The organism is Neorhizobium huautlense (assembly GCF_002968575.1).
In the GTDB taxonomy this organism is placed as follows: Bacteria; Pseudomonadota; Alphaproteobacteria; order Rhizobiales; family Rhizobiaceae; genus Neorhizobium; species Neorhizobium huautlense.
On record NZ_PVBM01000023.1, the window covers coordinates 14,642 to 33,904 of the forward strand.

Sequence of the window (19,263 nt, forward strand, 5' to 3'; positions counted from 1 at the left end):
ATGGAGGAAATATGCTGTCGAACGCCATGCTCTGGCCGATGATCGCGCACGCGGCGCTTGTCTTCCTTCTCTATTGGCTGCTGTCAAAAAGGCGGTTTGCTGCTGTCCATTCCGGCAGTGCGCAAGCCGCACAGTTTCGAGAAAATCGGCAGGAGCCGCTAGAAAGCCTGCTGGTTCACAACAATCTCAGGAACCAGTTTGAGCTCCCGGTCCTGTTCCATGCAGTCTGCCTCGCGCTCTATATCTCGACCGCGGATAACTGGGCGACGGTCGCCTTGGCCTGGATCTTCGTTCTGTCGCGGTATGCCCACTCCTACATACACATCACCAGCAATCGACTTCGGCATCGCCGCCCCTTGTTCATTATCGGGTTCGTGTCTTTGGTTGGGATGTGGACGTGGCTCGCCATATGGCTGGCATTAGCCTAGAGGGCTCCGCCCGTCGTCATTCTCACGAACAAGTGTAGTCGTCGGCCCGCTTTTCACGGACTGTTTCATCTCCAAGGAGCGCTTGCGGCGTTAGATTTCCGCCCTGCCAAAAAGCCAGGAGGAGAGAGATATGGACAACGAAACGCCGAAGATCACCCAGGCGATGATCAATGCCTATGACGAATATACCCACCTCACCCTCGACCGCCGCCGCTTTATGGAGAAGCTGACGCAGCTTGCAGGGTCGGGTGCAGCGGCGGCGGCAATCGCACCGATGCTTGCGGCCAACGGCGCCAAGGCCGAAATCATTCCTGCCAATGACGACCGCCTGACGGCGGAGGACGTGACTTATCCAGGCGCAAACGGCGTCACGATGAAGGGATATCTTGTCCGGCCCAAAAGCGCTTCGGGGGCTCTGGGCGGTGTCATCGTCATCCATGAAAATCGTGGACTCAACAATCACATCAAGGACGTAGCTCGCCGCATGGCGCTCGAAGGCTTCAACGCCCTGGCGGTCGATTTTCTGTCCCCGAGTGGCGGCACGCCTGAAGACGAGGAAAAGGCCCGTCAAATGTTCTCGTCGCTCAATCCCGGCGAGGTTGCGGCGAACGCCGAGGCGAGCAGGGTCTATCTCGCCGGCATCACCGGCGCGAACGGCAAGGTCGGTGCGATCGGCTTCTGCTGGGGTGGTGGCGCGGTGAACAATTTCGCGGTGAAGTCACCGGATCTCAATGCCGGTGTTGCATATTATGGTTCGCAGCCGAAGCCGGAAGACGTTCCGGCGATCAAGGCACCTCTGATGCTGCACTACGGCGGGCTGGATGAGCGCATCAACGCAGGCATTCCCGCCTTTAAGGAAGCTCTCGAAAAGAATGGCAAGACCTTCGAGATCTTTGTGTATGAGGGTGCGAACCACGCCTTCAACAACGATACGTCCTCGGCCCGATATGACAAGGCTGCCGCTGATCTCGCCTGGAGCCGAACCGTCGCTTTCTTCAAGAAGAACCTGACTTAAGCGGCGTTTGCGGGAACGCAGGCGGTAATGGCTTGCGCAAGAGCGGCCATGTCGTCTGCCCGGCCGCTCGATTTCCGCCAGATGAGGCCGATCTCGCGCGATGGCGCAGGATCGGCGAACGGTATGATTCTAAGATCGTTGCGCGCGGTCTCGGTGGGTATCGCCATTTCGGGAATGAGCGTCATGCCCATGTCGTGCGACACCATCTGCAGGAGCGTCGTCATGGATGTCGCGCCGAAATTGACGAGGCTCCGTTTGCCCGCCGTGCCGCAGACGGCAAGCGCCTGGTCGCGCAGGCAGTGTCCTTCTTCAAGGAGCAGGAGCCGATCAACGTCCACCTGGTTTTCCGTCAGCGGCGACATCAGCACGTCCCGGTCATTATTTGCCATTGCCATGAAGAAGCGGTCGGAAAACAACGGTTGGACCTCGACGTTGTCCGCCTCGATCGGAAGGGCCGCGATGACCGTGTCCAGCCGTCCATCGAGAAGATCCGTCACCAGGCGGTCGGTAACGGCTTCCCTCAACTCGATTTCGATGTCGGGATGATCCCGCCGCAGATGCGGCACCAGCCGGGGGACGAGATAGGGAGCGACCGTCGGGATGATGCCGATCCGCACGAGACCATGCAGTATGCCGCCGTCTTCACGGACCGCATCCTCCAGACGTTCCACCTCCGCCAGGATTGTCTGGACGCGCCGCAGCGCCTCCATTCCCTTGCGGGTCAGGAGAACGCCGGAACGGTTGCGTTCGACGAGCTTGCAGCCAAGTTGCTCTTCCATTTCGATAATCTGTGCAGACAGCGCGGGCTGGCTGACATGCACCTGGGCGGCAGCCTTTCCGAAATGGCGCGTGGAGGCGAGCGCGTCGAAGTATCGCATCTGTCGGAGGGTTAGCACGATAAGATTTTCCAATCGCATTCAGCATCAAATACGATTGGAAATTATCAATGGCAGGTGGGATGTTCAACCGGGGAATCTTCTAAAGGTTCCATAGTTTTCAGTAGGGAGATAACGATGACCGATCGTCCGATTTTGACGACGACTGCCGGTTCGCCGGTGCCGGACAACCAGAACTCGATGACCGCCGGCCCGCGCGGCGGCTTGATGCTGCAAGATTACCAACTGATCGAAAAGCTGGCTCATCAAAACCGCGAGCGCATCCCGGAACGCGTCGTACACGCCAAGGGTTGGGGCGCCTACGGTACTCTCTCCATTACCGGCGATATCTCCAGATACACCAAAGCGAAGTGTCTGCAGCCCGGCGCGGTTACTCCGATGCTCGCCCGCTTCTCGACCGTAGCCGGTGAAATGGGAGCGGCCGACCACGAGCGCGATGTTCGCGGCTTTGCATTGAAGTTCTACACTCAGGACGGCAACTGGGATCTGGTCGGCAACAATACGCCGGTCTTCTTCATCCGTGACCCCTACAAGTTCCCCGACTTCATCCACACGCAGAAGCGTCATCCGAAGACCAACCTGCGCTCCGCGACCGCCATGTGGGATTTCTGGTCGCTGTCGCCGGAAGCCCTCCATCAGGTCACCATCCTGATGTCCGACCGCGGCCTGCCCCAGACGCCGATGAACATGAACGGCTACGGCTCGCACACCTATTCCTTCTGGAACGATGCGGGCGAGCGCTTCTGGGTCAAATTCCACTTCAAGACCCAGCAGGGCCACAAGCACTTTACGAACGAGGAAGGCGAGACGGTTATAGGCAAGACCCGCGAGGGTTACCAGGAAGCCCTCTTCGGAACGATCGAAAAGGGCGAGTTCCCGAAGTGGAAGGTCCAGGTCCAGATCATGACCGAAGCCCAGGCGGAGGCGACGTCTTACAATCCGTTCGATCTGACCAAGGTCTGGCCGCATGCGGAATTTCCGCCGGTAGACATCGGCGTCATGGAGCTGAATCGCAACCCCGAAAACTATTTCGCCGAGATCGAGCAGGCCGCCTTCTCGCCGTCGAATATCGTACCTGGCATCGGCCATTCGCCGGACAAAGTGCTTCAGGCGCGCGTCTTCTCCTATGCGGACGCTCACCGCTACCGCCTAGGCACTCACTACGAGCATATTCCGGTCAACCAGCCGAAATGCCCGGTCCATCACTATCATCGCGATGGCCAGATGAATACCTATGGCGGTCTGCTGTCCGGCAATCCGGATGCCTATTACGAGCCGAATTCGGTCAATGGGCCGATCGAGCAGCCGTCGGCCAAGGAGCCGCCGCTGAAGATCGAAGGCGACATGGGCCGCTATAATCATCGTGAAGGCAATGATGATTATTCGCAGCCGCGCGCGCTCTTCAACCTCTTCGACGCGGATCAGAAGGCTCGCCTGTTCTCCAACATCGGAGCTGCGATGGGCGGAGTACCTGGCGAGATCATCGAGCGTCAGCTCGCCCACTTCAAGCTGATCCATCCGGACTACGAGGCAGGCGTCCGCGCAGCGCTCGAAAAGCAGCATGGCTACAAGGTCGATACGATCAGCGCGGCGCCGACCGCTGCCGAGTAATACGGTGAAGCTTTGAAATAAAAAGCCGGGGTCTTGCCCCGGCTTTCAAGCCCGATGATTTTTTACCAACCGGGCATGACTTGAGCGGCTCGGCTTCGTCCAATGCGCTGAAAGGCTTTTACCTCGCCATCCAGATCGTCGGGAATGACGGTGGGCGAAATGTTGTCGAGGCAGGCGGTGATGTGATCGGTGATGGCGTTCATCAGCGAGGGCGACAGGCCCGGGCGCTTCATGAGCCCGATCTGCACCGGCGGCAGCGGCGGGAAGCCGTCAGATGCGGTAAGCACCTTCATTCCCGTCCGTAACGCCGATTCCGGCAGTACCGAAACCGCCATGCCCGCCAGCACCGCAGCCGCGACCACGGTCGAAGACCAGCTTGTGAACAGAACCTGATATTCCCGCCCATCGGCGTCAAGCGCGGAGCAGGCAAGCTGCCGCCATAGGCAATCGCGCCGACCGACTGCAAGCGGCACCGGCGCATCGTCCTTCAATGGATGGTTGGCCGAACCGACCCAGCAGAGTGGCTCAGTCCGCACCACGTCGGAAATCCGCTGGCGGGGATTGTGGGTAACAAGCGCTATGTCGAGTTCCCCACGCGCCATCTTTTCGGCAAGGCTCGCGGAGTTCTCGCACACGATATAAAGCTCGACGTTCGGATGGGTCTTTGCAAAGCGGCCGATGATCTCCGGCATGTATCGGTCCGCATAATCGTCCGGTGTACCGATGCGAAGCGTTCCTTCAAGCCGGTTGTCGTCGAAGGCTGCGATCGCCTCGTTGTTCAGTCGGATGATACGCCGCGCATAATTCAACAGCTTTTCGCCTTCGGCGGTTAGCCGGTTGCCACGGCCATCCTTGGCAAAAAGCTGCTTGCCGATCCTTTCCTCGAGCCGGCGCATCTGCATGGAGACCGCCGACTGAGTCTTGAAGACCCGGTCTGCAGCCTTGGTGAAGCTGCCGGTATCCACGATCGCGAGGAAGGTATGCAATTGGTCGATGTCGAGTGGAGCAGACATGGCGATGATCCATCAGAAGGTTTGATGCTAATCATTAGGAACATTCGTTGGACTGATCAATAGATTTTCAGCATAACGAGATCGCAAATCAAGTTCGACGGGCCGCCTTCTCCCTGAGGCGCCCAACCAGGCAGCCCTTCCGCGGACCTCCACGGAAGGGACGGCCTTTCTCGTGCCTGCGAAAGGATAAACCGATGAGCACGACCGACTGCGGAACTGAACTCGACCTCCTTCATGGAACGAGGGCCACGAAAGGCCGCTCGACGGGTCTGGTGCAGCGAACGAAATCCGTATGGCGTGCTTTTCGCAATCGTCTGGCAGCCAACGGCCTCCATGATCTCGACGACAGGCAGCTCAATGACATCGGAATTACCCGGCATGATCTGGTGAAGGCCCTGGACCGTTCCAGTGTTCTGGACGATCCGTCGCTTCTTCTGTCGCGCGCGGCTCGCGAGCGGGCTCGCACACGCTTTGCAAGGCCGGCCAATCGCTGACCTTACCGTTTTCCCCGCAGGGTGATAGCCAATAGCCCTGCCTCTTGCCCGGCCGGTCGATCCGCGCCGGGCTTTTTTTTATTTGGCAGGTTTCGTCTCGGGCGGAACAGGAGGCGGCTCGCCTTTGTCACTTGAAGCGCTGCGCAGATAGTTGTCGAAGATCGCTTCCATGCTCTTCTGATAGTTCTTCTGCACTTCAAGACCGCTGTCGAACATGTTGTTCAGAACGTCGCGATACGGGTTTGCTTCCGACGCCGGTTTTTCGCCGGGCTTTTCCGGTGAAGTTGCCGCTTGCCCGCTGAAGTTGCCGGCCATCATCTCCTGAAAGGCCTTGGCGAACGGATTGTCCGTAAACGGATTGCCGCTCGCCGGCTGCGGCTGTTCCGCCTTGTCCAGTCCCCACATCGAGCGCATCGCCTGCGTGAAGGGGTTGTCGAACGGATTTGCGGCCTGCTGTGGCGCAGCCTTCGGCTGCAACCCCATGCCTTCCAGCCATTGCTGCGTCATCTGGCCCATTGGCGAGGCGGAAAAGGCGTCGCTTGCGCCGGAGATCTGCCCGGTCATCTGCTTGAAGAGTCCGCCCATCAGGGTGTCCGCCATAACCGGCATCATTTTCTTGAATATTTCCTGGCCGATGCCGGTGAACTGTTCCGCCTGCTGGGCAATGGCGCGAGAGACTTCTTTGGAGCCGAACAGCTTTTCGAGCACTGCATTGCCGTCCGTCAGGCCTTGCGGCGTAAAAGCCTTCGTCATGTCCTCGAAATATTTCGCATAGGCGCCGGAGAACATGCTGCTCATCAGAGCGCTGAAGTCGTAGGGATTGCTGGTGGTGCGCTTGAGGCCGGAGGAAAAGGCCGGCATCAGAGCCGCCATGGCCTGGGTCGCCTGTTCCTGCGCCAGGTTGAACTGCTTGGCAATGGCCTCTATGCCTGCGCCGTTCTGAGCTCTCAGCATCATATCGAACAGTGGCACCATGGACCAATCCTTTCCGGCTTGCGTGTGACGACACTATATCCGGAAAGTGATTGACGGAAACCGATTTTTAGAACCGGTTCGATTTCCTAATACTGATATTCCTCGAACACCGGTTCCACGGAGCCGTTCCACCGGCCATGATAGAGTGCGAGCATGTCTTCCGCCATGGTTGTCTTCTTGGCGAGCACCTCATCGAGCGGCTGCAGGAAAATGCTTTCGTCCTGACCTTCGCCATTCAGACGGTTTCGAGCCTTCAGCCCGGCCTTGGAGATAGCCACCGCGTCGCGGGCGACATCTAGCACGCCTTTGCCGCGGATCTCGGCCTTCAAGCCTTTCGCCGGCACCGCATTCCGCATGGCGACGACATCCTCGAACGTCCAATCCTTTGTCAGCGCTTCGGCGTCGGCGAGCGCCGTCTCGTCGTAAAGCAATCCGACCCAGAACGCGGGCAGGGCACAGATGCGCCGCCACGGTCCGCCGTCGGCGCCTCGCATTTCGAGAAAACGCTTTAGCCGGACATCCGGAAACAGGGTGGAGAGATGATTTGTCCAGTCGCCGATCGTTGGCTCCCAGTCCTTGATCTCGCCCTTCAGCGCGCCGTTCATGAATTGTCGGAAGGTGACATGGGTGCAGTCGTGATATTTGCCGTCACGGACGACGAAATACATCGGCACGTCGAGCGCCCACGCCGCATAATCCTCGAATCCGAAATCCGAATTGAACACGAAGGGCAACACGCCGGAGCGCTGGTTGTCGGTGTCGCGCCAGATGTCGCCGCGCCAAGAGAGCAGGCCGTTCGGCTTGCCTTCGGTAAAGGGCGACGAGGCAAAAAGCGCGGTTGCGATAGACTGCAGCTTCATGGAGACCCGCATCTTGGCCGCCATGTCCTCTTCCGAGGAGAAGTCGAGGTTCACCTGGATCGTACAGGTGCGATACATCATGTCGAGACCCTGTGTGCCGACCTTCGGCATATAGCGCGTCATGATCTCGTAACGCGATTTCGGCATACGCGGAGTTTCGGCAAATGTCCATTTCGGGCTGCCGCCTATGCCGAGGAAGCGGATGCCCATCGGCTCTGCGATCTCCTTGAGCACAGCCAGGTGCCGGTTGGACTCCCTGCAAGTCTCGTGGATGGTCTCCAGCGGCGCACCGGACAGTTCGAACTGTCCGCCGGGCTCGATGGAAATAGCGCCCATGCCGGACTGCTCGCCGAGCCCGATGATGTTCTCGCCATCCATGATTGGTTCCCAGCCGAGCTTTTCCTGCATGCCCTTGAGCAGCGCGGAGATGCTGGCATCGCCGAAATACGGCACCGGGCTGTTGTCCGCCCGGAAAAAGGCAAATTTCTCGTGCTCGGTTCCGATGCGGAATTGGTCCTTCGGCCGCGGCCCTTTCGCCAGGTAGGCGGAAAGCTCGGACACCGAAGAAAGCGGTGTCTGGTCGATGGTGTCACGCGCCATAGAAACTACCCTGTGCGGAATGCCTGATCTGGACGAATGTCCGGCTGATTGAACCGGATTGATGTGCGGTGCAAGTGAATTTCTTTCAAGATAGCTTCAGAATTTCACAGCCAGTGTGTCAACCGCGCAATCCTCGTTACCGCCAGTCGCCGATCGTCGCCTGGATGACCGCCAGGGCGGCGACTGCTGCCGTGTCCGCCCTGAGAATCCGCGGGCCGAGCGGGATGGCCGTGACGAAGGGGCGTTCGCGCAAGCTGCGCCTTTCTTCTTCGGAAAACCCGCCCTCCGGACCGATCAAAAGCGCCAGTTTCTTCTCTTGGACAGCCGAAAGCACCGGCAAGGGATTTTGGCCCTCATCTCCTTCATCACAGAAGATGATGCGGCGATCCTCGGGCCATTGATCCAAGAGGTCGCCGAGCTTCTTCGGCGGCACGACCTCCGGCACCGACAATATGCCGCACTGCTCGGCCGCCTCGATGACGTTCGCTTGAAGCCGTTCCAGGCTGGTGATCTTGCCCTGCACATGCTGGGTCATGACCGGCTGCAGGAGCCCTGCGCCCATTTCCACCGCCTTCTGGACCAGGTAATCGAGCCTCCCGACCTTCAATGGTGCGAAGAGGTAATGGAGATCGGATGCCGCCGGTTGTGGCCGGGTCTGTTCAGCCGCTTCAAGCGCGATCTTCTTGCGGCTGGGGAAGGTGACTTTCACCCTCCATTCGCCGTCTCGACCATTGAAGGCCAGGATTTCCGCTCCTTCCGTCAGCCGCAATACATTGGCGAGGTAGTTGAACTGTTCTGCGGAGACCTCATGCCGCTGTCCGAGGGCAAGCGGCGCGTCGATGAACAGTCTCTGCATCCGGAAATTGGCGCGCATGGATATCCCGTGTCAGACGAACAGGGCGAACATAGCCGTTGCGATCAGTGCTGCAAGAGCGGCAGCGGCCGGCAGCGTGATCAACCAGGCGGCGATGATGCTGAGAAAATGCGAACGGCGTACCAGATAGCGTCGTTTCAACTCGTCGTCGTTGCGTTCGAAGGGCTCGTCCACGTCGAGCTCCTTGCCGGCCCGAATGCGCATGTATTCGTAGCGGCGCTTTGAGTGGCTGGTGTACCATTCGCGGAAGAAGCCGACTCCGAACACCGCTCCGACCGCGATATGCGTCGAGGAAACTGGCAGGCCCAGCCAGGAAGCAACAATTACCGTCAGCGCGGTGGAGAGCGACACGCAATAGGCCCGCATCGGGTTCAGCTTGGTAATTTCGGCGCCCACGACCCTTACGAGTTTCGGGCCGTAGAGCAGCAGCCCGAGCGAAATCCCGAGGCCCCCGATGACCAGCTCCCAGAACGGCACATGGATATTCGCGGCAGCACCTTGCTGTGCCACCGAAACGATAGCCGCGAGTGGTCCGATGGCGTTCGAGACGTCATTGGCGCCGTGCGCGAACGAGAGCAGGGCAGCTGAGAAAACGAGCGGAATGCGGAACAGCTTGCGGAGCGACTGGTTGCGATTTTCAAGCCCTTCCGCCTGCCTTGCGATGATTGGGATAAGAAGCCGCCACGCGATGAAGCCGGTCGCAAGCGTGATCGACGTCGCGACTGGCACCGACACATCCACGAGCTGCCCCAGCCCGACCAGAGAGAGGAAGCCCGCGAAAGCCCCGGTCATGACGCCGATGAGTACCGGCACCCACTTCTTCGCCGAGGCGATCTTGTCCGCCTGATAAATGATGGTTTCCTTTATGAGGGCGAGGAAGGCTGCCGCGATGACCGCACCAAGGATCGGCGAAAAGACCCAGCTTACGGTGATGCCGGCGATCGTCCCCCACTTGATGGTGGAAAGGCCTGCGGTCGCTATTCCGGCACCCATCACCCCGCCGACGATGGAATGGGTGGTGGAGATTGGTGCGCCGGACCAGGTCGCGACATTGATGAGGATGGCTGCGGCAAGCAGTGCCGCCATCATCGCCCAGACAAATATGTCCGCGCTGACCATCATGCCGCCCTGCATGATGCCGTTGGCAATGGTGTTGGCGACGCCTCGGCCGGCAATGACCGCGCCCGCAACCTCGAAAACCGCGGCAAGCCCGAGGCCGAAAGTCATCGTCATGGCCCGCGCGCCGACAGCCGCGCCGATATTGTTGGTTACGTCATTGGCGCCGATATTCATCGCCATATAGGCGGCGAGCCCGGAAGCGGCGATGACGAGGAAGGTGCCGGGTTGTCCGGTCACATAGGACGCTGCGAAGATGCCGACCAGGACAATGAAGAGAACCGCCGTTCCCGGCGCCGCAAACCGGCGCGACATCTGCCGTGCTGCTTCCTCCACGGAAGAGAATTTCTCCAAGTCCTTGTCCAGCGTCGGCTTCGCCAGGCGCGGCCGTTTTTGGCCCATGTCTCCGTCCCTGAATGAAAAGCAAGCGGAGGATGGCGTCCGGCCATTTCCCGTCCTGCGGCGAAAATCGTGGCTTGTCGCTTAGTCGCAGAAAGTTGCGATGGCAATGTTGCCGAATTGCAAAGTGATCAGCTCGCAGCCTTGGTCGGTTGTGGGGGAATATGCGGCTGCATTCTCTCCGCGAATTGGAGGAACAGGATTTTCAACTCCGGTTCGTTGACCCGCAGGGCCGCTTCCTCGCACGATACCCATTCCAGTGTCCGGGAGCCCTTTTCAGGGAAGCTCTTTAGGCAGTCGGTGACTTCCAGCGCATGCACTTGCACCCGAACCGGGATCTTCAGGCCGTTATCGAGCATCTTGCGGTAGTGGTAAAAGCCCAAGGGCTCCTTCTCGACCTGACCTTTGACGCCGACTTCTTCGAAGGCCTCGCGTTCAGCAACCTGATGGGCCTTCTTGCCGGTCATCGGCCAGCCTTTGGGAATGACCCACCGGCCGGTGTCGCGGCTGGTGGCGACCAGAACTTCGAGCAGGCCCTGCTTCTTCTTGAACCGATAACACAGCGCTGCGTATTGCTGCCGCGGTGGCCGCTGCAACATCAACCGAAGATTGCTGCTTACCCGATCCATGAAGCCCAATTTCTGCCGTACCTCCGAGTGATTCGTATTTTACTAATATGGGAATTGCGTGAAGCTTAACGAGCCATCCACAACCATTTTTTAGAGAATCAGGCTGGACGAGCTCGCAGGAGCTATAACAATTGTGACCCGGCTTGGTTTCAGGTCAATACGTAGTTTGCACACCTGTTCAACAATTGTGGTATCGCGAATCGGTATCGCCTAAATGCGACAAGGACGTTGAAGCGGTAACGGGATCGTGGAATACGGATGACGAGGAACTGCCGGCTTTGGCATATAGGGAGGTTGCGGTGTCCGAAGCGATAGAGTTTTTGCCGCCCCGGCCTGCGGTCCTTTCGCGGCGGACGGCAATCATTGCCGACCTGACGGATCTTCTGCCGGCGGAATGTGTCATTCATGAAGCGCGCGAACTTGTCCCTTTCGAGACGGACGCCTTTATCTCCTATCGGCGTCTGCCGCTGGCTGTGGTGCTGCCGAAAACGACGGCCCAGGTGGCAGCGGTCATGAAATATTGTCATCGCTACGGCGTTCCTGTCGTGCCGCGTGGCGCGGGCACTTCGCTTTCCGGCGGCGCGATCCCGCAAGAAGACGCGATCGTGCTCGGTCTTTCCAAGATGTCGCGCATCCTGGAGGTAGACTATGCCAACCGCACGGCGACGGTTCAGGCCGGCGTCACGAACCTCAATATCTCCGAGGCGGTCGGCGTCGACGGCTTCTTCTACGCACCGGACCCGAGTTCGCAGCTCGCCTGCACGATCGGCGGCAATATCGGCATGAACTCCGGCGGTGCACACTGTCTGAAATACGGTGTCACGACCAACAACCTGCTCGGCGTCAAGATGGTGCTGGTCGACGGCACGGTCGTCGATCTCGGTGGCAAGCACCTGGACAGTGCGGGTTACGATCTGCTTGGCCTTGTCTGCGGCTCGGAAGGCCAGTTGGGGATTGTCACCGAGGCCACGGTCAGGCTAATCGCCAAGCCGGAAGGCGCGCGCCCGGTGCTCTTCGGCTTTGAAACCTCGGAAGAGGCCGGCGCGTGCGTGACCGATATCATCGGCTCAGGCGTCATTCCGGTCGCGATCGAATTCATGGACAAGCCGGCGATCGAAATCTGCGAGGCCTTTGCCCATGCGGGTTATCCCCTCGATGTCGGCGCTCTCCTGATCGTCGAGGTCGAAGGTTCCGAGGCGGAAATGGAAGCGACATTGGCAAGCGTCGTCGAGATCGCCCGCCGCCACGGAGTGAAAACCGTCCGCGAAAGCCAATCCGCGGCCGAGGCAGCGCTGATCTGGAAGGGGCGTAAATCCGCCTTCGGGGCGACCGGCCGGATTGCCGACTATATCTGCATGGATGGTACGGTGCCGCTCGGCAAGCTTTCCTACGTGCTGAAGAAGACTTCCGAGATTACCGACAGCTTCGGCCTGCGGGTTGCCAATGTCTTCCACGCGGGCGACGGCAACATGCATCCGCTGATCCTGTTCAACGCGAACGATCCGGAAGACGCTGCCAAGGCCGAAGCGGCGGGCAATGAGATCCTCAAGCTTTGCGTCGATGCGGGCGGCTGCCTTACCGGTGAGCACGGCGTCGGAATTGAGAAGCGCGACCTGATGCGGCATCAGTATTCGGATGCCGATCTCGCCCAGCAGATGGCGGTGCGTTCGGCATTCGATGAGGGCTGGATCCTCAATCCCTCCAAGGTTTTCCCGCTCGACGGACGGCCCGCTGCATGACGTTGATACCGCATACCGAGACGGACGCAGCTTACGTGATCCGCAACGCAGCCGCCCAAGGGACGAGGCTCTCACTCTGCGGCGGCAATAGTCGCGTGGGTTTCGGCAATCCCGTCGAGGGGGCGGAAGCAATGAGCTCCCGCGGGCTCTCCGGTATCGTCGACTACGAGCCCGCCGAAATGGTGATGACCGCAAGAGCCGGCACGCCGGTCGCCGAAATTGAAGCGGCACTTGCCGCGAACAGGCAGATGATGGCCTTCGAGCCAATGGATCACCGCGGCATCATGGGCACGTCCGGCGAGCCAACGATCGGCGGCGTCTTTGCCGCGAACGTCTCCGGTCCCCGGCGGTTCGTAGCAGGGGCTGCGCGCGACAGCCTGCTCGGCATCCGCTTCGTCAATGGCCAAGGGCAGGTGATTCGCGCCGGCGGCAGGGTCATGAAGAATGTGACGGGTCTGGATCTGGTTAAGTTGCTGGCAGGCTCGCACGGGACACTAGGCTTCTTGACGGAGGTGACCTTCCGGGTGCTGCCGGTGCCGCAATCGATTGAGACGATCGTCATCTCCGGATTGGACGACGCGGCGGCGGCCCGGGCCATGGCATCGGCGCTTTCGCTGCCGGTTGAGGTATCGGGCGCGGCGCATCTGCCTCAAACGGTCAAGGGCCGCTTTGTCGGCGGCGCTCTCCCGGAAGGGGAAGCGACCGTGCTGCGTCTCGAAGGGCTTGCCGCTTCGGTGGCGGTACGGGCGGAAAAGCTTGCAGCCGTCATGAAAGCCTTTGGCCCGGTCTCCCGGTTAGGCCAGGATAAGAGCGTCACTCTCTGGCGGGAGATCCGCGACGTCCATCCCTATGCCGACGGCACTCAGAAACCCTTGTGGCGCGTTTCCGTCGCGCCGTCGATCGGCCATCAGCTGGTCGCCGCTCTTCGCCTCGAAGCAGGCGTCGATGCCTTCTATGACTGGCAGGGCGGCCTGATCTGGATGCGCATGGAGGCCGATCCGGAGGCCGAGCTGCTGCGCCGTTACATCAAGGCGCTTGGTGGTGGCCATGCGACGCTCATGCGGGCATCGGAACAGGTGCGAGCAGTGACGCCGGCCTTTGAACCTCAGCCCGACGCGGTAGCGGCGCTCTCGGCGCGCGTGAAGCAGAAACTCGATCCCGCCGGCATCTTCAGCCCGGGCAAGATGGCGGGAGCCCTCTGATGCAGACCAACTTCACACTTGAACAGCTTGCCGATCCGCATGTGGCCGAATCGGAAAAGATCCTGCGTCGCTGCGTGCATTGCGGCTTCTGCACCGCGACCTGTCCGACCTACGTCACGCTCGGCAACGAACTCGACAGCCCGCGCGGCCGCATCTATCTCATCAAGGACATGCTGGAGAATGGTCGCCCCGCGGACGAGGAAGTCGTCACCCATATCGACCGCTGTCTTTCCTGTCTGGCCTGCGTAACCACCTGTCCTTCAGGCGTGGACTATATGCACCTGGTCGACCACGCCCGCATTCATATCGAGAAGACCTATCGGCGCCCGTTGATGGATCGGCTGATCCGCGGCCTGCTTGCGGCCGTGCTACCCTATCCGGCGCGCTTCCGCGCCGCCGTCGTGTTCGCAAAGCTCGGTCGCCCCTTCGTTCCGATCCTGAAGCGGGTCCCGGCGTTGAAGCCCCTCGGCGCCATGCTGGATCTTGCCCCGGCATCCATCGCTAGGCCTTCAGACGCGGCAACGCCCGGTACGCGCGCGCCGCAAGCCGAAAGGCGGGGCCGGGTGGCGATCCTGTCCGGCTGCGCCCAGCCGGTGCTGGATCCCGGCATCAACGAAGCAACGTTGCGACTCCTGTCTCGGCTGGGCATTGAAGTCGTCGTGCCTGAGGGCGAGGGCTGTTGTGGCGCGCTGGTGCATCACATGGGCCGCGAGGAGCCGGCGCTGGATTTTGCCCGCCGCAATGTCGATGTCTGGATCCGTGAGATCGACAACGGCGGCCTCGATGCCATCATCATCACCGCATCGGGCTGCGGCACCACCATCAAGGACTATGGGCACATGTTGCGCCTCGATCCGGCCTATGCGGAAAAGGCGGCAAAGGTCTCGGCGCTTGCCAAGGATATCACCGAATATCTATCGGTTCTCGATCTGCCGAAGCTGGAGCCGAAACGCCTCAACGTTGCCTATCACTCGGCCTGTTCAATGCAGCACGGCCAGAAGATCACGCTTGCGCCGAAGAACCTGTTGAAGGTGGCCGGCTTCACCGTCCGCGATCCGGCTGAAGGGCATCTCTGCTGTGGCTCCGCAGGGACCTACAACATCCTGCAGCCGGAGATTTCCGGCCAACTCAAGGCTCGCAAGGTCAGGAATATCGAGGCGACCAAGCCGGATGTGATCGCGACAGGGAATATTGGCTGCATCACCCAGATCGCCACGGGCACCGCCATCCCCATCCTCCACACCGTGGAGTTGCTTGATTGGGCCTATGGCGGTCCTCAGCCGCAAAAGCTTTCTGCCAGGTGAGAGGCACAAAAAAGCCGGCGGTGACGCCGGCTTTTTTGTGAGAGGGTTTAACGCCTCAGAACTTGTAGGACACACCGAAGTTGACGGCATGGGTGAGGATGTTGGTCTTCAGCGAAGCGCCGCTGTCGATGTCCACGTCGACCCAGGAATAATTGCCCTTGTATTCGGCAAAGACCGACCAGTTGTCGGTGAATTGGTACTTCACGCCGGCTTGCGCCTGCAGGGTCGCGCCGCCGAACTGATAGTCGAATGTGCGGCCTGAGGCGCGGGTGACTTCCACATGTGGAACGTTGATACCGACACCGGCACCGACGTAAGGCGTGAACTTGCTGCCTTCGATCGGGAACTTGTAGAGCGCGTTCAACGTCAGCAGGTTGATGCCGTCGGTGAACTCGAAATGCGACCAGCCGGCATCAGCCAGGGTGTCGTCGTCCGCGTAGACCTTTGCGTGGGTATAGTCGAGCGAGATACCCCAGTTCGAGAGCGCACCGCCGTCAAACCAATAGGTGCCGCGGATACCCCAGTAAGGCGGCATCTGGAACGGCTTGGTATCCCAGCCGGCCGTGAAATCGGGCTGGTCGGAAACCTCGATGTCCGAGTGGGGCGAAACCTGGTAGCCGCCGTAAGCGGAGATTTCCCATCCGCCCGTCTCGACCGGAGCGACATAAGGCGCTTCTGCCTGGGTGGGATCGGCGGCATGGGCGGAGGTGAATGCAATACCGGCGGCAAGCGCCGTGGAAATCAAGGAAAGAGAAAGAAGCTTGCGCATGGAATCAGCCTGCAGAAAAAGGATATTGGCTTTTGCAGCGCACATTAGCCGCGGATGCCGCGCCGGTCTGTGCCTTTTTTGCACCAGTCGCCTACGAAGCTAGATCGATTATGGTTAATGAACTGTAAACCGGCAAAAAGGGCAGCTCCCGCCGCCCTTTTTGTCATTTGGAATGGTCTTCTCATCCGCCGAAGATCGTGCCGAAAATATCGATGCCGCGGTCCTTGTAATCGACCTTGCCATGACGGTTGCCGGGGCCAATGACAACCACTTTGGAGCCGATGCCGGCACGGGCGTAAAGGTGCTCGACGTCCTTGTTCATCATGCGGATGCAGCCGGACGACATGTTGAGACCGATTGTCCAGGGCTGGTTGGTGCCGTGGATGCGGAAGATGGTGTCGCGCCCGCCCTTATAGAGATAGAGCGCCCGGGCACCGAGCGGATTGTCGATGCCGCCTTCCTGTACGACCGGCAGGATACGGCCGTTGCGGGCTTCGCGCGCGCGCATTTCCGCCGGCGGCCTCCAGGACGGCCATTCCTCCTTGCGGCCGACATTGACGATGCCGGACCAGCCGAAGCCCTCGCGACCGACGCCGATACCGTAGCGCGTCGCACGGTTCGGGCCTTCGATGTAGTAGAGGAACTTGTTGTCGGTATCGACGATGATCGTGCCGGGCTTTTCGCTCGTCGAGAAACGCACCATGCGGCGCTTGTATTTCTCGGGTACTTCCCGGGGCTGGGCCACAAGTGTGACGTCGCTTGCCGGACGTTCGATTTGCGATGCGGCCGTGGTGAACGCGCCTGCGTTTCCGGCCGTCAGAAATATCGCGCCAGCCATCCCCATGGCCATCGCGACGGTCATGCCTCTCCTCATTCCCGCAGTCCTTCTCAATTTCAGAATGGCGGGAAGCTAGCTGACTCCGGCGGCAAAGCAAGACTGTACATGGCTAATAAAGAAGATGTGAAGGTCAAAAGACGGCGGGACTGTGTCGCCGCCGCCTCACATTGAAGTAAACGGATCACATGACCACGACTTTTGCGCCGATATTTACCCGCTCGTAGAGATCCACCACGTCTTCGTTGCGCATGCGGATGCAGCCGGAAGACACCGCGCTGCCGATCGTCCAGGGAGCGTTGGTGCCGTGAATGCGGTAAAGCGTCGAGCCGAGATACATGGCGCGGGCGCCGAGTGGATTTTCCGGCCCGCCGTCCATGCGCGCCGGCAGGTAGTGGCCCTTGGCGGCTTCGCGGGCGATCATTTCCTTCGGAGGCGTCCAGTTCGGCCATTCCGCCTTGCGGGTGATCCGATGTTCGCCGGCCCATTCGAAGCCCGGTTTGCCGACGCCCACTCCGTAGCGGCGGGCTTGGCCATCGCCCATTACCAGATAGAGGAAGCGGTTATTGGTGTCGATGATGATGGTGCCCGGCCTTTCCGAAGTATCGTAGGCCACCGTCTGAGGCAGGAACTGCGGTTCGATCTGGCTACGGACCGGCCTGGTCGGCCGGACTGCAGCGGGCTCCACCCGGCTCTCTCCGAAGATGCCGCGTCGCTGGACCGCGCGTGGCTGCTGGTATTCGCGCTGACGGTAGATGACACGAGGCTGAGCGACCTGCCGGGGATAAACGACCGGCCGGGCATTCGGCCCGGCAAGCTGCATCACCCAAGGAGCGGCAAGGTCTGGGCTGACGATGACCGGCGGGCGTTCGCGGTAGCGGTCGTTTGCGAGGGCGGCGCTGGAAAAGGCGGCCGCAAGGCCAAGCGCCAGAAACAGGGTTTTCGTCATGGTCGGATCCACTCGTTACAATCACCGACGGGCGCCATCCCAAGACGAGGGCGGCACGCGTGTTGACGGCATGGTGAGCGCGAGGTGAAAGCGAATGGTAAACGGGTGGAACACGAAAACGCATCTTGCCTATAAACCTTTTGGCAGGGTTACCGCTCGGTTTTGAAACATGGTTGACCAGTGCTAAAGGGGCGGCAAACGCTGTTAAGAATCGGGGTTTGGGATGGAAAAGGCAGGAATCATCATCGGTGATGATGGCAAGGGGCGCTGCTTCTGGCACGGCGGCCTGGAGGACTATCGTCGTTATCATGACGAGGAATGGGGCCGGCCTGTGACGGATGACTTTAGGCTTTTCGAGAAGATCTGTCTCGAAGGGTTCCAGTCGGGACTGTCCTGGCTGACGATCCTGCGCAAGCGCGAGAATTTTCGCGCCGCCTTTGCCGGTTTCGACTTCGACAAGGTGGCCGAGTTCGGAGAAGAGGATGTCGCCCGCCTGCTGGGCGACACCGGCATCATCCGCCATCCCGGCAAGATCGTCTCCACCATCAACAATGCCGCCCGGGCACGGGAATTGCGGGACGAATTCGGATCTTTGGCAAAATTCTTCTGGAGCTTCGAGCCGGGAACACATGAGCGTCCGGAAATGATGGATCTGGCGACGCTGCGCGCCAATCCGACCACGCCGGTCTCGGTGCTGCTCTCCAAGACTTTGAAGAAAAGGGGCTGGACCTTCGTCGGCCCGACCACGGTCTACGCCTTCATGCAGGCGATGGGTCTCGTCAACGATCATCTCGACGGTTGTTTTTGCCGACAGGAGGTCGATGAATTGCGGTTGAGGTTCAAACGCCCGTGATCTCGAGCAGAACCTGGTGCAGGTCGCCGAGATTCTCGATCTGACGAAAGCGCGGCGCGTCGGTCGGCGCGTCCACATGCTCCAGGACCCAGGTGAGCGCATGCGGCACAAAGACGCCGTAGCTTCCAGCGGCTATTGCAGGGACGATATCGGACTTCAGGGAATTGCCGACCATCATGGCCCGTTCGGGGCCGTCGGCCAGTTTCGAGAAGATGCGCCGATAGACCGTGGCGCTCTTGTCGCTGACGATCTCGATCGCGTCGAAATAGTCGCCCAACCCTGATTGCGCCAGCTTCCGCTCCTGGTCGAAGAGATCGCCCTTGGTAATCAGCACCAGAAGATATTCGCCGTTGAGGGCCTCCAATGTCTCTTCGACATGCGGCAGGGTTTCCACAGGGTGGCGAAGAAGGTCGCGGCCGATATCGAGAATCTGGCCGATCGTCTTGCTCGGCACCTTACCGTCGGTGATCTCGATTGCCGTCTCGATCATCGACAGGGTGAAGCCTTTGATGCCGAAACCATAGTGGGCAAGATTGCGCTTTTCGGCTTCCAGCAGGCGCTCTGCAATATGCGTACCTTCGGCATAATCCCCGAGCAGTGTCTGGAAATGCTCTTCCGTCAGACGGTAATATTGCTCGTTCTGCCAGAGCGTATCGTCGGCATCGAAACCGATCGCAGTAATCGGGCGCATGTCAAACTTCC

General features: G+C 60.1%; 19 protein-coding genes. 8 read left to right on the forward strand and 11 right to left on the reverse strand.

The annotated features are described in order from the left end of the window. The first annotated feature begins 11 nt into the window (after positions 1–11). Positions 12–428: an MAPEG family protein gene (locus C5L12_RS21315; protein ID WP_245422992.1), complete on the forward strand. Its 417-nt coding sequence runs from the start codon at positions 12–14 to the stop codon at positions 426–428. A gap of 130 nt (positions 429–558) precedes the next feature. Beyond that, a complete protein-coding gene (locus C5L12_RS21320) occupies positions 559–1,443 on the forward strand; it encodes a dienelactone hydrolase family protein (protein WP_105374077.1) in 885 nt (294 codons plus the stop codon). Here C5L12_RS21320 and C5L12_RS21325 read toward each other — a convergent pair. Further along, positions 1,440–2,339, reverse strand: a complete 900-nt coding sequence (locus C5L12_RS21325) for a hydrogen peroxide-inducible genes activator (RefSeq protein ID WP_105374147.1) — start codon at positions 2,337–2,339, stop codon at positions 1,440–1,442. The genes C5L12_RS21320 and C5L12_RS21325 overlap by 4 nt on opposite strands. A gap of 117 nt (positions 2,340–2,456) precedes the next feature. Between C5L12_RS21325 and katA the strand changes: the two genes are divergently transcribed. Further along, positions 2,457–3,950: a catalase KatA gene (gene katA, locus C5L12_RS21330; protein ID WP_105374078.1), complete on the forward strand. Its 1,494-nt coding sequence runs from the start codon at positions 2,457–2,459 to the stop codon at positions 3,948–3,950. Positions 3,951–4,012: 62 nt separating this feature from the next. Here the strand turns inward: katA and C5L12_RS21335 are convergent, their stop codons facing one another. Continuing rightward, the gene (locus C5L12_RS21335) at positions 4,013–4,963 is read right to left on the reverse strand and encodes a LysR substrate-binding domain-containing protein (RefSeq protein WP_105374079.1); all 951 of its coding nucleotides are present in this window, start codon (positions 4,961–4,963) and stop codon (positions 4,013–4,015) included. A 194-nt stretch (positions 4,964–5,157) separates the two neighbouring features. Here C5L12_RS21335 and C5L12_RS21340 point away from each other — a divergent pair, with 194 nt between their 5' ends. Next, entirely contained in the window at positions 5,158–5,457 is a 300-nt protein-coding gene (locus C5L12_RS21340) for a YjiS-like domain-containing protein (protein ID WP_105374080.1), read from the forward strand. A 78-nt stretch (positions 5,458–5,535) separates the two neighbouring features. Here the strand turns inward: C5L12_RS21340 and C5L12_RS21345 are convergent, their stop codons facing one another. From C5L12_RS21345 to C5L12_RS21365, 5 genes are all read right to left on the reverse strand, one after another. Then, positions 5,536–6,432 (reverse strand): DUF937 domain-containing protein, encoded by an 897-nt coding sequence (locus tag C5L12_RS21345; RefSeq protein ID WP_105374081.1) that lies wholly within the window; start codon positions 6,430–6,432, stop codon positions 5,536–5,538. Between the two features lie 86 nt (positions 6,433–6,518). Then, positions 6,519–7,892 carry a glutamate--cysteine ligase gene (locus tag C5L12_RS21350; protein WP_105374082.1) on the reverse strand — a complete coding sequence of 458 codons (1,374 nt, stop codon included), beginning with the start codon at positions 7,890–7,892 and terminating at the stop codon, positions 6,519–6,521. Between the two features lie 136 nt (positions 7,893–8,028). After that, entirely contained in the window at positions 8,029–8,766 is a 738-nt protein-coding gene (locus tag C5L12_RS21355) for a 16S rRNA (uracil(1498)-N(3))-methyltransferase (RefSeq protein WP_105374083.1), read from the reverse strand. 12 nt (positions 8,767–8,778) lie between these two features. Continuing rightward, a complete protein-coding gene (locus C5L12_RS21360; RefSeq protein ID WP_105374084.1) occupies positions 8,779–10,284 on the reverse strand; it encodes an inorganic phosphate transporter in 1,506 nt (501 codons plus the stop codon). Between the two features lie 128 nt (positions 10,285–10,412). Then, positions 10,413–10,919, reverse strand: coding sequence for an NUDIX hydrolase (locus C5L12_RS21365; protein WP_105374085.1), 507 nt, complete (start codon positions 10,917–10,919; stop codon positions 10,413–10,415). 290 nt (positions 10,920–11,209) lie between these two features. Here C5L12_RS21365 and C5L12_RS21370 point away from each other — a divergent pair, with 290 nt between their 5' ends. From C5L12_RS21370 to glcF, 3 genes are read left to right on the forward strand one after another with little or no spacing between them, the layout of a single operon-like run. Next, complete coding sequence (locus C5L12_RS21370; protein ID WP_105374086.1) at positions 11,210–12,649, forward strand: FAD-linked oxidase C-terminal domain-containing protein; 1,440 nt, start codon at positions 11,210–11,212, stop codon at positions 12,647–12,649. Continuing rightward, positions 12,646–13,851, forward strand: a complete 1,206-nt coding sequence (glcE, locus tag C5L12_RS21375; RefSeq protein ID WP_105374087.1) for a glycolate oxidase subunit GlcE — start codon at positions 12,646–12,648, stop codon at positions 13,849–13,851. The genes C5L12_RS21370 and glcE overlap by 4 nt, the downstream gene beginning before the upstream one ends. Continuing rightward, the gene (glcF, locus tag C5L12_RS21380) at positions 13,851–15,155 is read left to right on the forward strand and encodes a glycolate oxidase subunit GlcF (RefSeq protein ID WP_105374088.1); all 1,305 of its coding nucleotides are present in this window, start codon (positions 13,851–13,853) and stop codon (positions 15,153–15,155) included. Before glcE ends, glcF begins: the two co-directional genes overlap by 1 nt. A gap of 55 nt (positions 15,156–15,210) precedes the next feature. On the opposite strand, the gene C5L12_RS21385 is transcribed toward glcF, so the two are convergent. The 3 genes from C5L12_RS21385 to C5L12_RS21395 form a co-directional block, all read right to left on the reverse strand. Continuing rightward, positions 15,211–15,924: an outer membrane protein gene (locus C5L12_RS21385; protein WP_105374148.1), complete on the reverse strand. Its 714-nt coding sequence runs from the start codon at positions 15,922–15,924 to the stop codon at positions 15,211–15,213. Positions 15,925–16,105: 181 nt separating this feature from the next. Continuing rightward, positions 16,106–16,798, reverse strand: a complete 693-nt coding sequence (locus C5L12_RS21390) for a L,D-transpeptidase (protein ID WP_105374089.1) — start codon at positions 16,796–16,798, stop codon at positions 16,106–16,108. A gap of 145 nt (positions 16,799–16,943) precedes the next feature. Next, complete coding sequence (locus tag C5L12_RS21395) at positions 16,944–17,708, reverse strand: L,D-transpeptidase (protein WP_105374149.1); 765 nt, start codon at positions 17,706–17,708, stop codon at positions 16,944–16,946. Between the two features lie 223 nt (positions 17,709–17,931). On the opposite strand from C5L12_RS21395, the gene C5L12_RS21400 reads away from it, so the two are divergent. Continuing rightward, complete coding sequence (locus tag C5L12_RS21400) at positions 17,932–18,561, forward strand: DNA-3-methyladenine glycosylase I (protein WP_105374090.1); 630 nt, start codon at positions 17,932–17,934, stop codon at positions 18,559–18,561. On the opposite strand, the gene C5L12_RS21405 is transcribed toward C5L12_RS21400, so the two are convergent. Further along, positions 18,548–19,252: an HAD family hydrolase gene (locus tag C5L12_RS21405; protein WP_105374091.1), complete on the reverse strand. Its 705-nt coding sequence runs from the start codon at positions 19,250–19,252 to the stop codon at positions 18,548–18,550. The two genes, C5L12_RS21400 and C5L12_RS21405, sit on opposite strands and share 14 nt — an antisense overlap. Between the last annotated feature and the right edge of the window lie 11 nt (positions 19,253–19,263).

What these genes read in the sequence shown, in the direction of transcription:
- C5L12_RS21315 (WP_245422992.1), top strand. Translation starts at nt 12, where the DNA reads ATGCTGTCGAACGCCATGCTCTGGCCGATGATCGCGCACGCGGCGCTT.
- C5L12_RS21320 (WP_105374077.1), top strand. Translation starts at nt 559, where the DNA reads ATGGACAACGAAACGCCGAAGATCACCCAGGCGATGATCAATGCCTAT.
- katA (WP_105374078.1), top strand. Translation starts at nt 2,457, where the DNA reads ATGACCGATCGTCCGATTTTGACGACGACTGCCGGTTCGCCGGTGCCG.
- C5L12_RS21335 (WP_105374079.1), bottom strand. Translation starts at nt 4,963, where the DNA reads ATGTCTGCTCCACTCGACATCGACCAATTGCATACCTTCCTCGCGATC.
- C5L12_RS21340 (WP_105374080.1), top strand. Translation starts at nt 5,158, where the DNA reads ATGAGCACGACCGACTGCGGAACTGAACTCGACCTCCTTCATGGAACG.
- C5L12_RS21345 (WP_105374081.1), bottom strand. Translation starts at nt 6,432, where the DNA reads ATGGTGCCACTGTTCGATATGATGCTGAGAGCTCAGAACGGCGCAGGC.
- C5L12_RS21350 (WP_105374082.1), bottom strand. Translation starts at nt 7,892, where the DNA reads ATGGCGCGTGACACCATCGACCAGACACCGCTTTCTTCGGTGTCCGAG.
- C5L12_RS21355 (WP_105374083.1), bottom strand. Translation starts at nt 8,766, where the DNA reads ATGCGCGCCAATTTCCGGATGCAGAGACTGTTCATCGACGCGCCGCTT.
- C5L12_RS21360 (WP_105374084.1), bottom strand. Translation starts at nt 10,284, where the DNA reads ATGGGCCAAAAACGGCCGCGCCTGGCGAAGCCGACGCTGGACAAGGAC.
- glcE (WP_105374087.1), top strand. Translation starts at nt 12,646, where the DNA reads ATGACGTTGATACCGCATACCGAGACGGACGCAGCTTACGTGATCCGC.
- glcF (WP_105374088.1), top strand. Translation starts at nt 13,851, where the DNA reads ATGCAGACCAACTTCACACTTGAACAGCTTGCCGATCCGCATGTGGCC.
- C5L12_RS21385 (WP_105374148.1), bottom strand. Translation starts at nt 15,924, where the DNA reads ATGCGCAAGCTTCTTTCTCTTTCCTTGATTTCCACGGCGCTTGCCGCC.
- C5L12_RS21390 (WP_105374089.1), bottom strand. Translation starts at nt 16,798, where the DNA reads ATGAGGAGAGGCATGACCGTCGCGATGGCCATGGGGATGGCTGGCGCG.
- C5L12_RS21395 (WP_105374149.1), bottom strand. Translation starts at nt 17,708, where the DNA reads ATGACGAAAACCCTGTTTCTGGCGCTTGGCCTTGCGGCCGCCTTTTCC.
- C5L12_RS21400 (WP_105374090.1), top strand. Translation starts at nt 17,932, where the DNA reads ATGGAAAAGGCAGGAATCATCATCGGTGATGATGGCAAGGGGCGCTGC.
- C5L12_RS21405 (WP_105374091.1), bottom strand. Translation starts at nt 19,252, where the DNA reads ATGCGCCCGATTACTGCGATCGGTTTCGATGCCGACGATACGCTCTGG.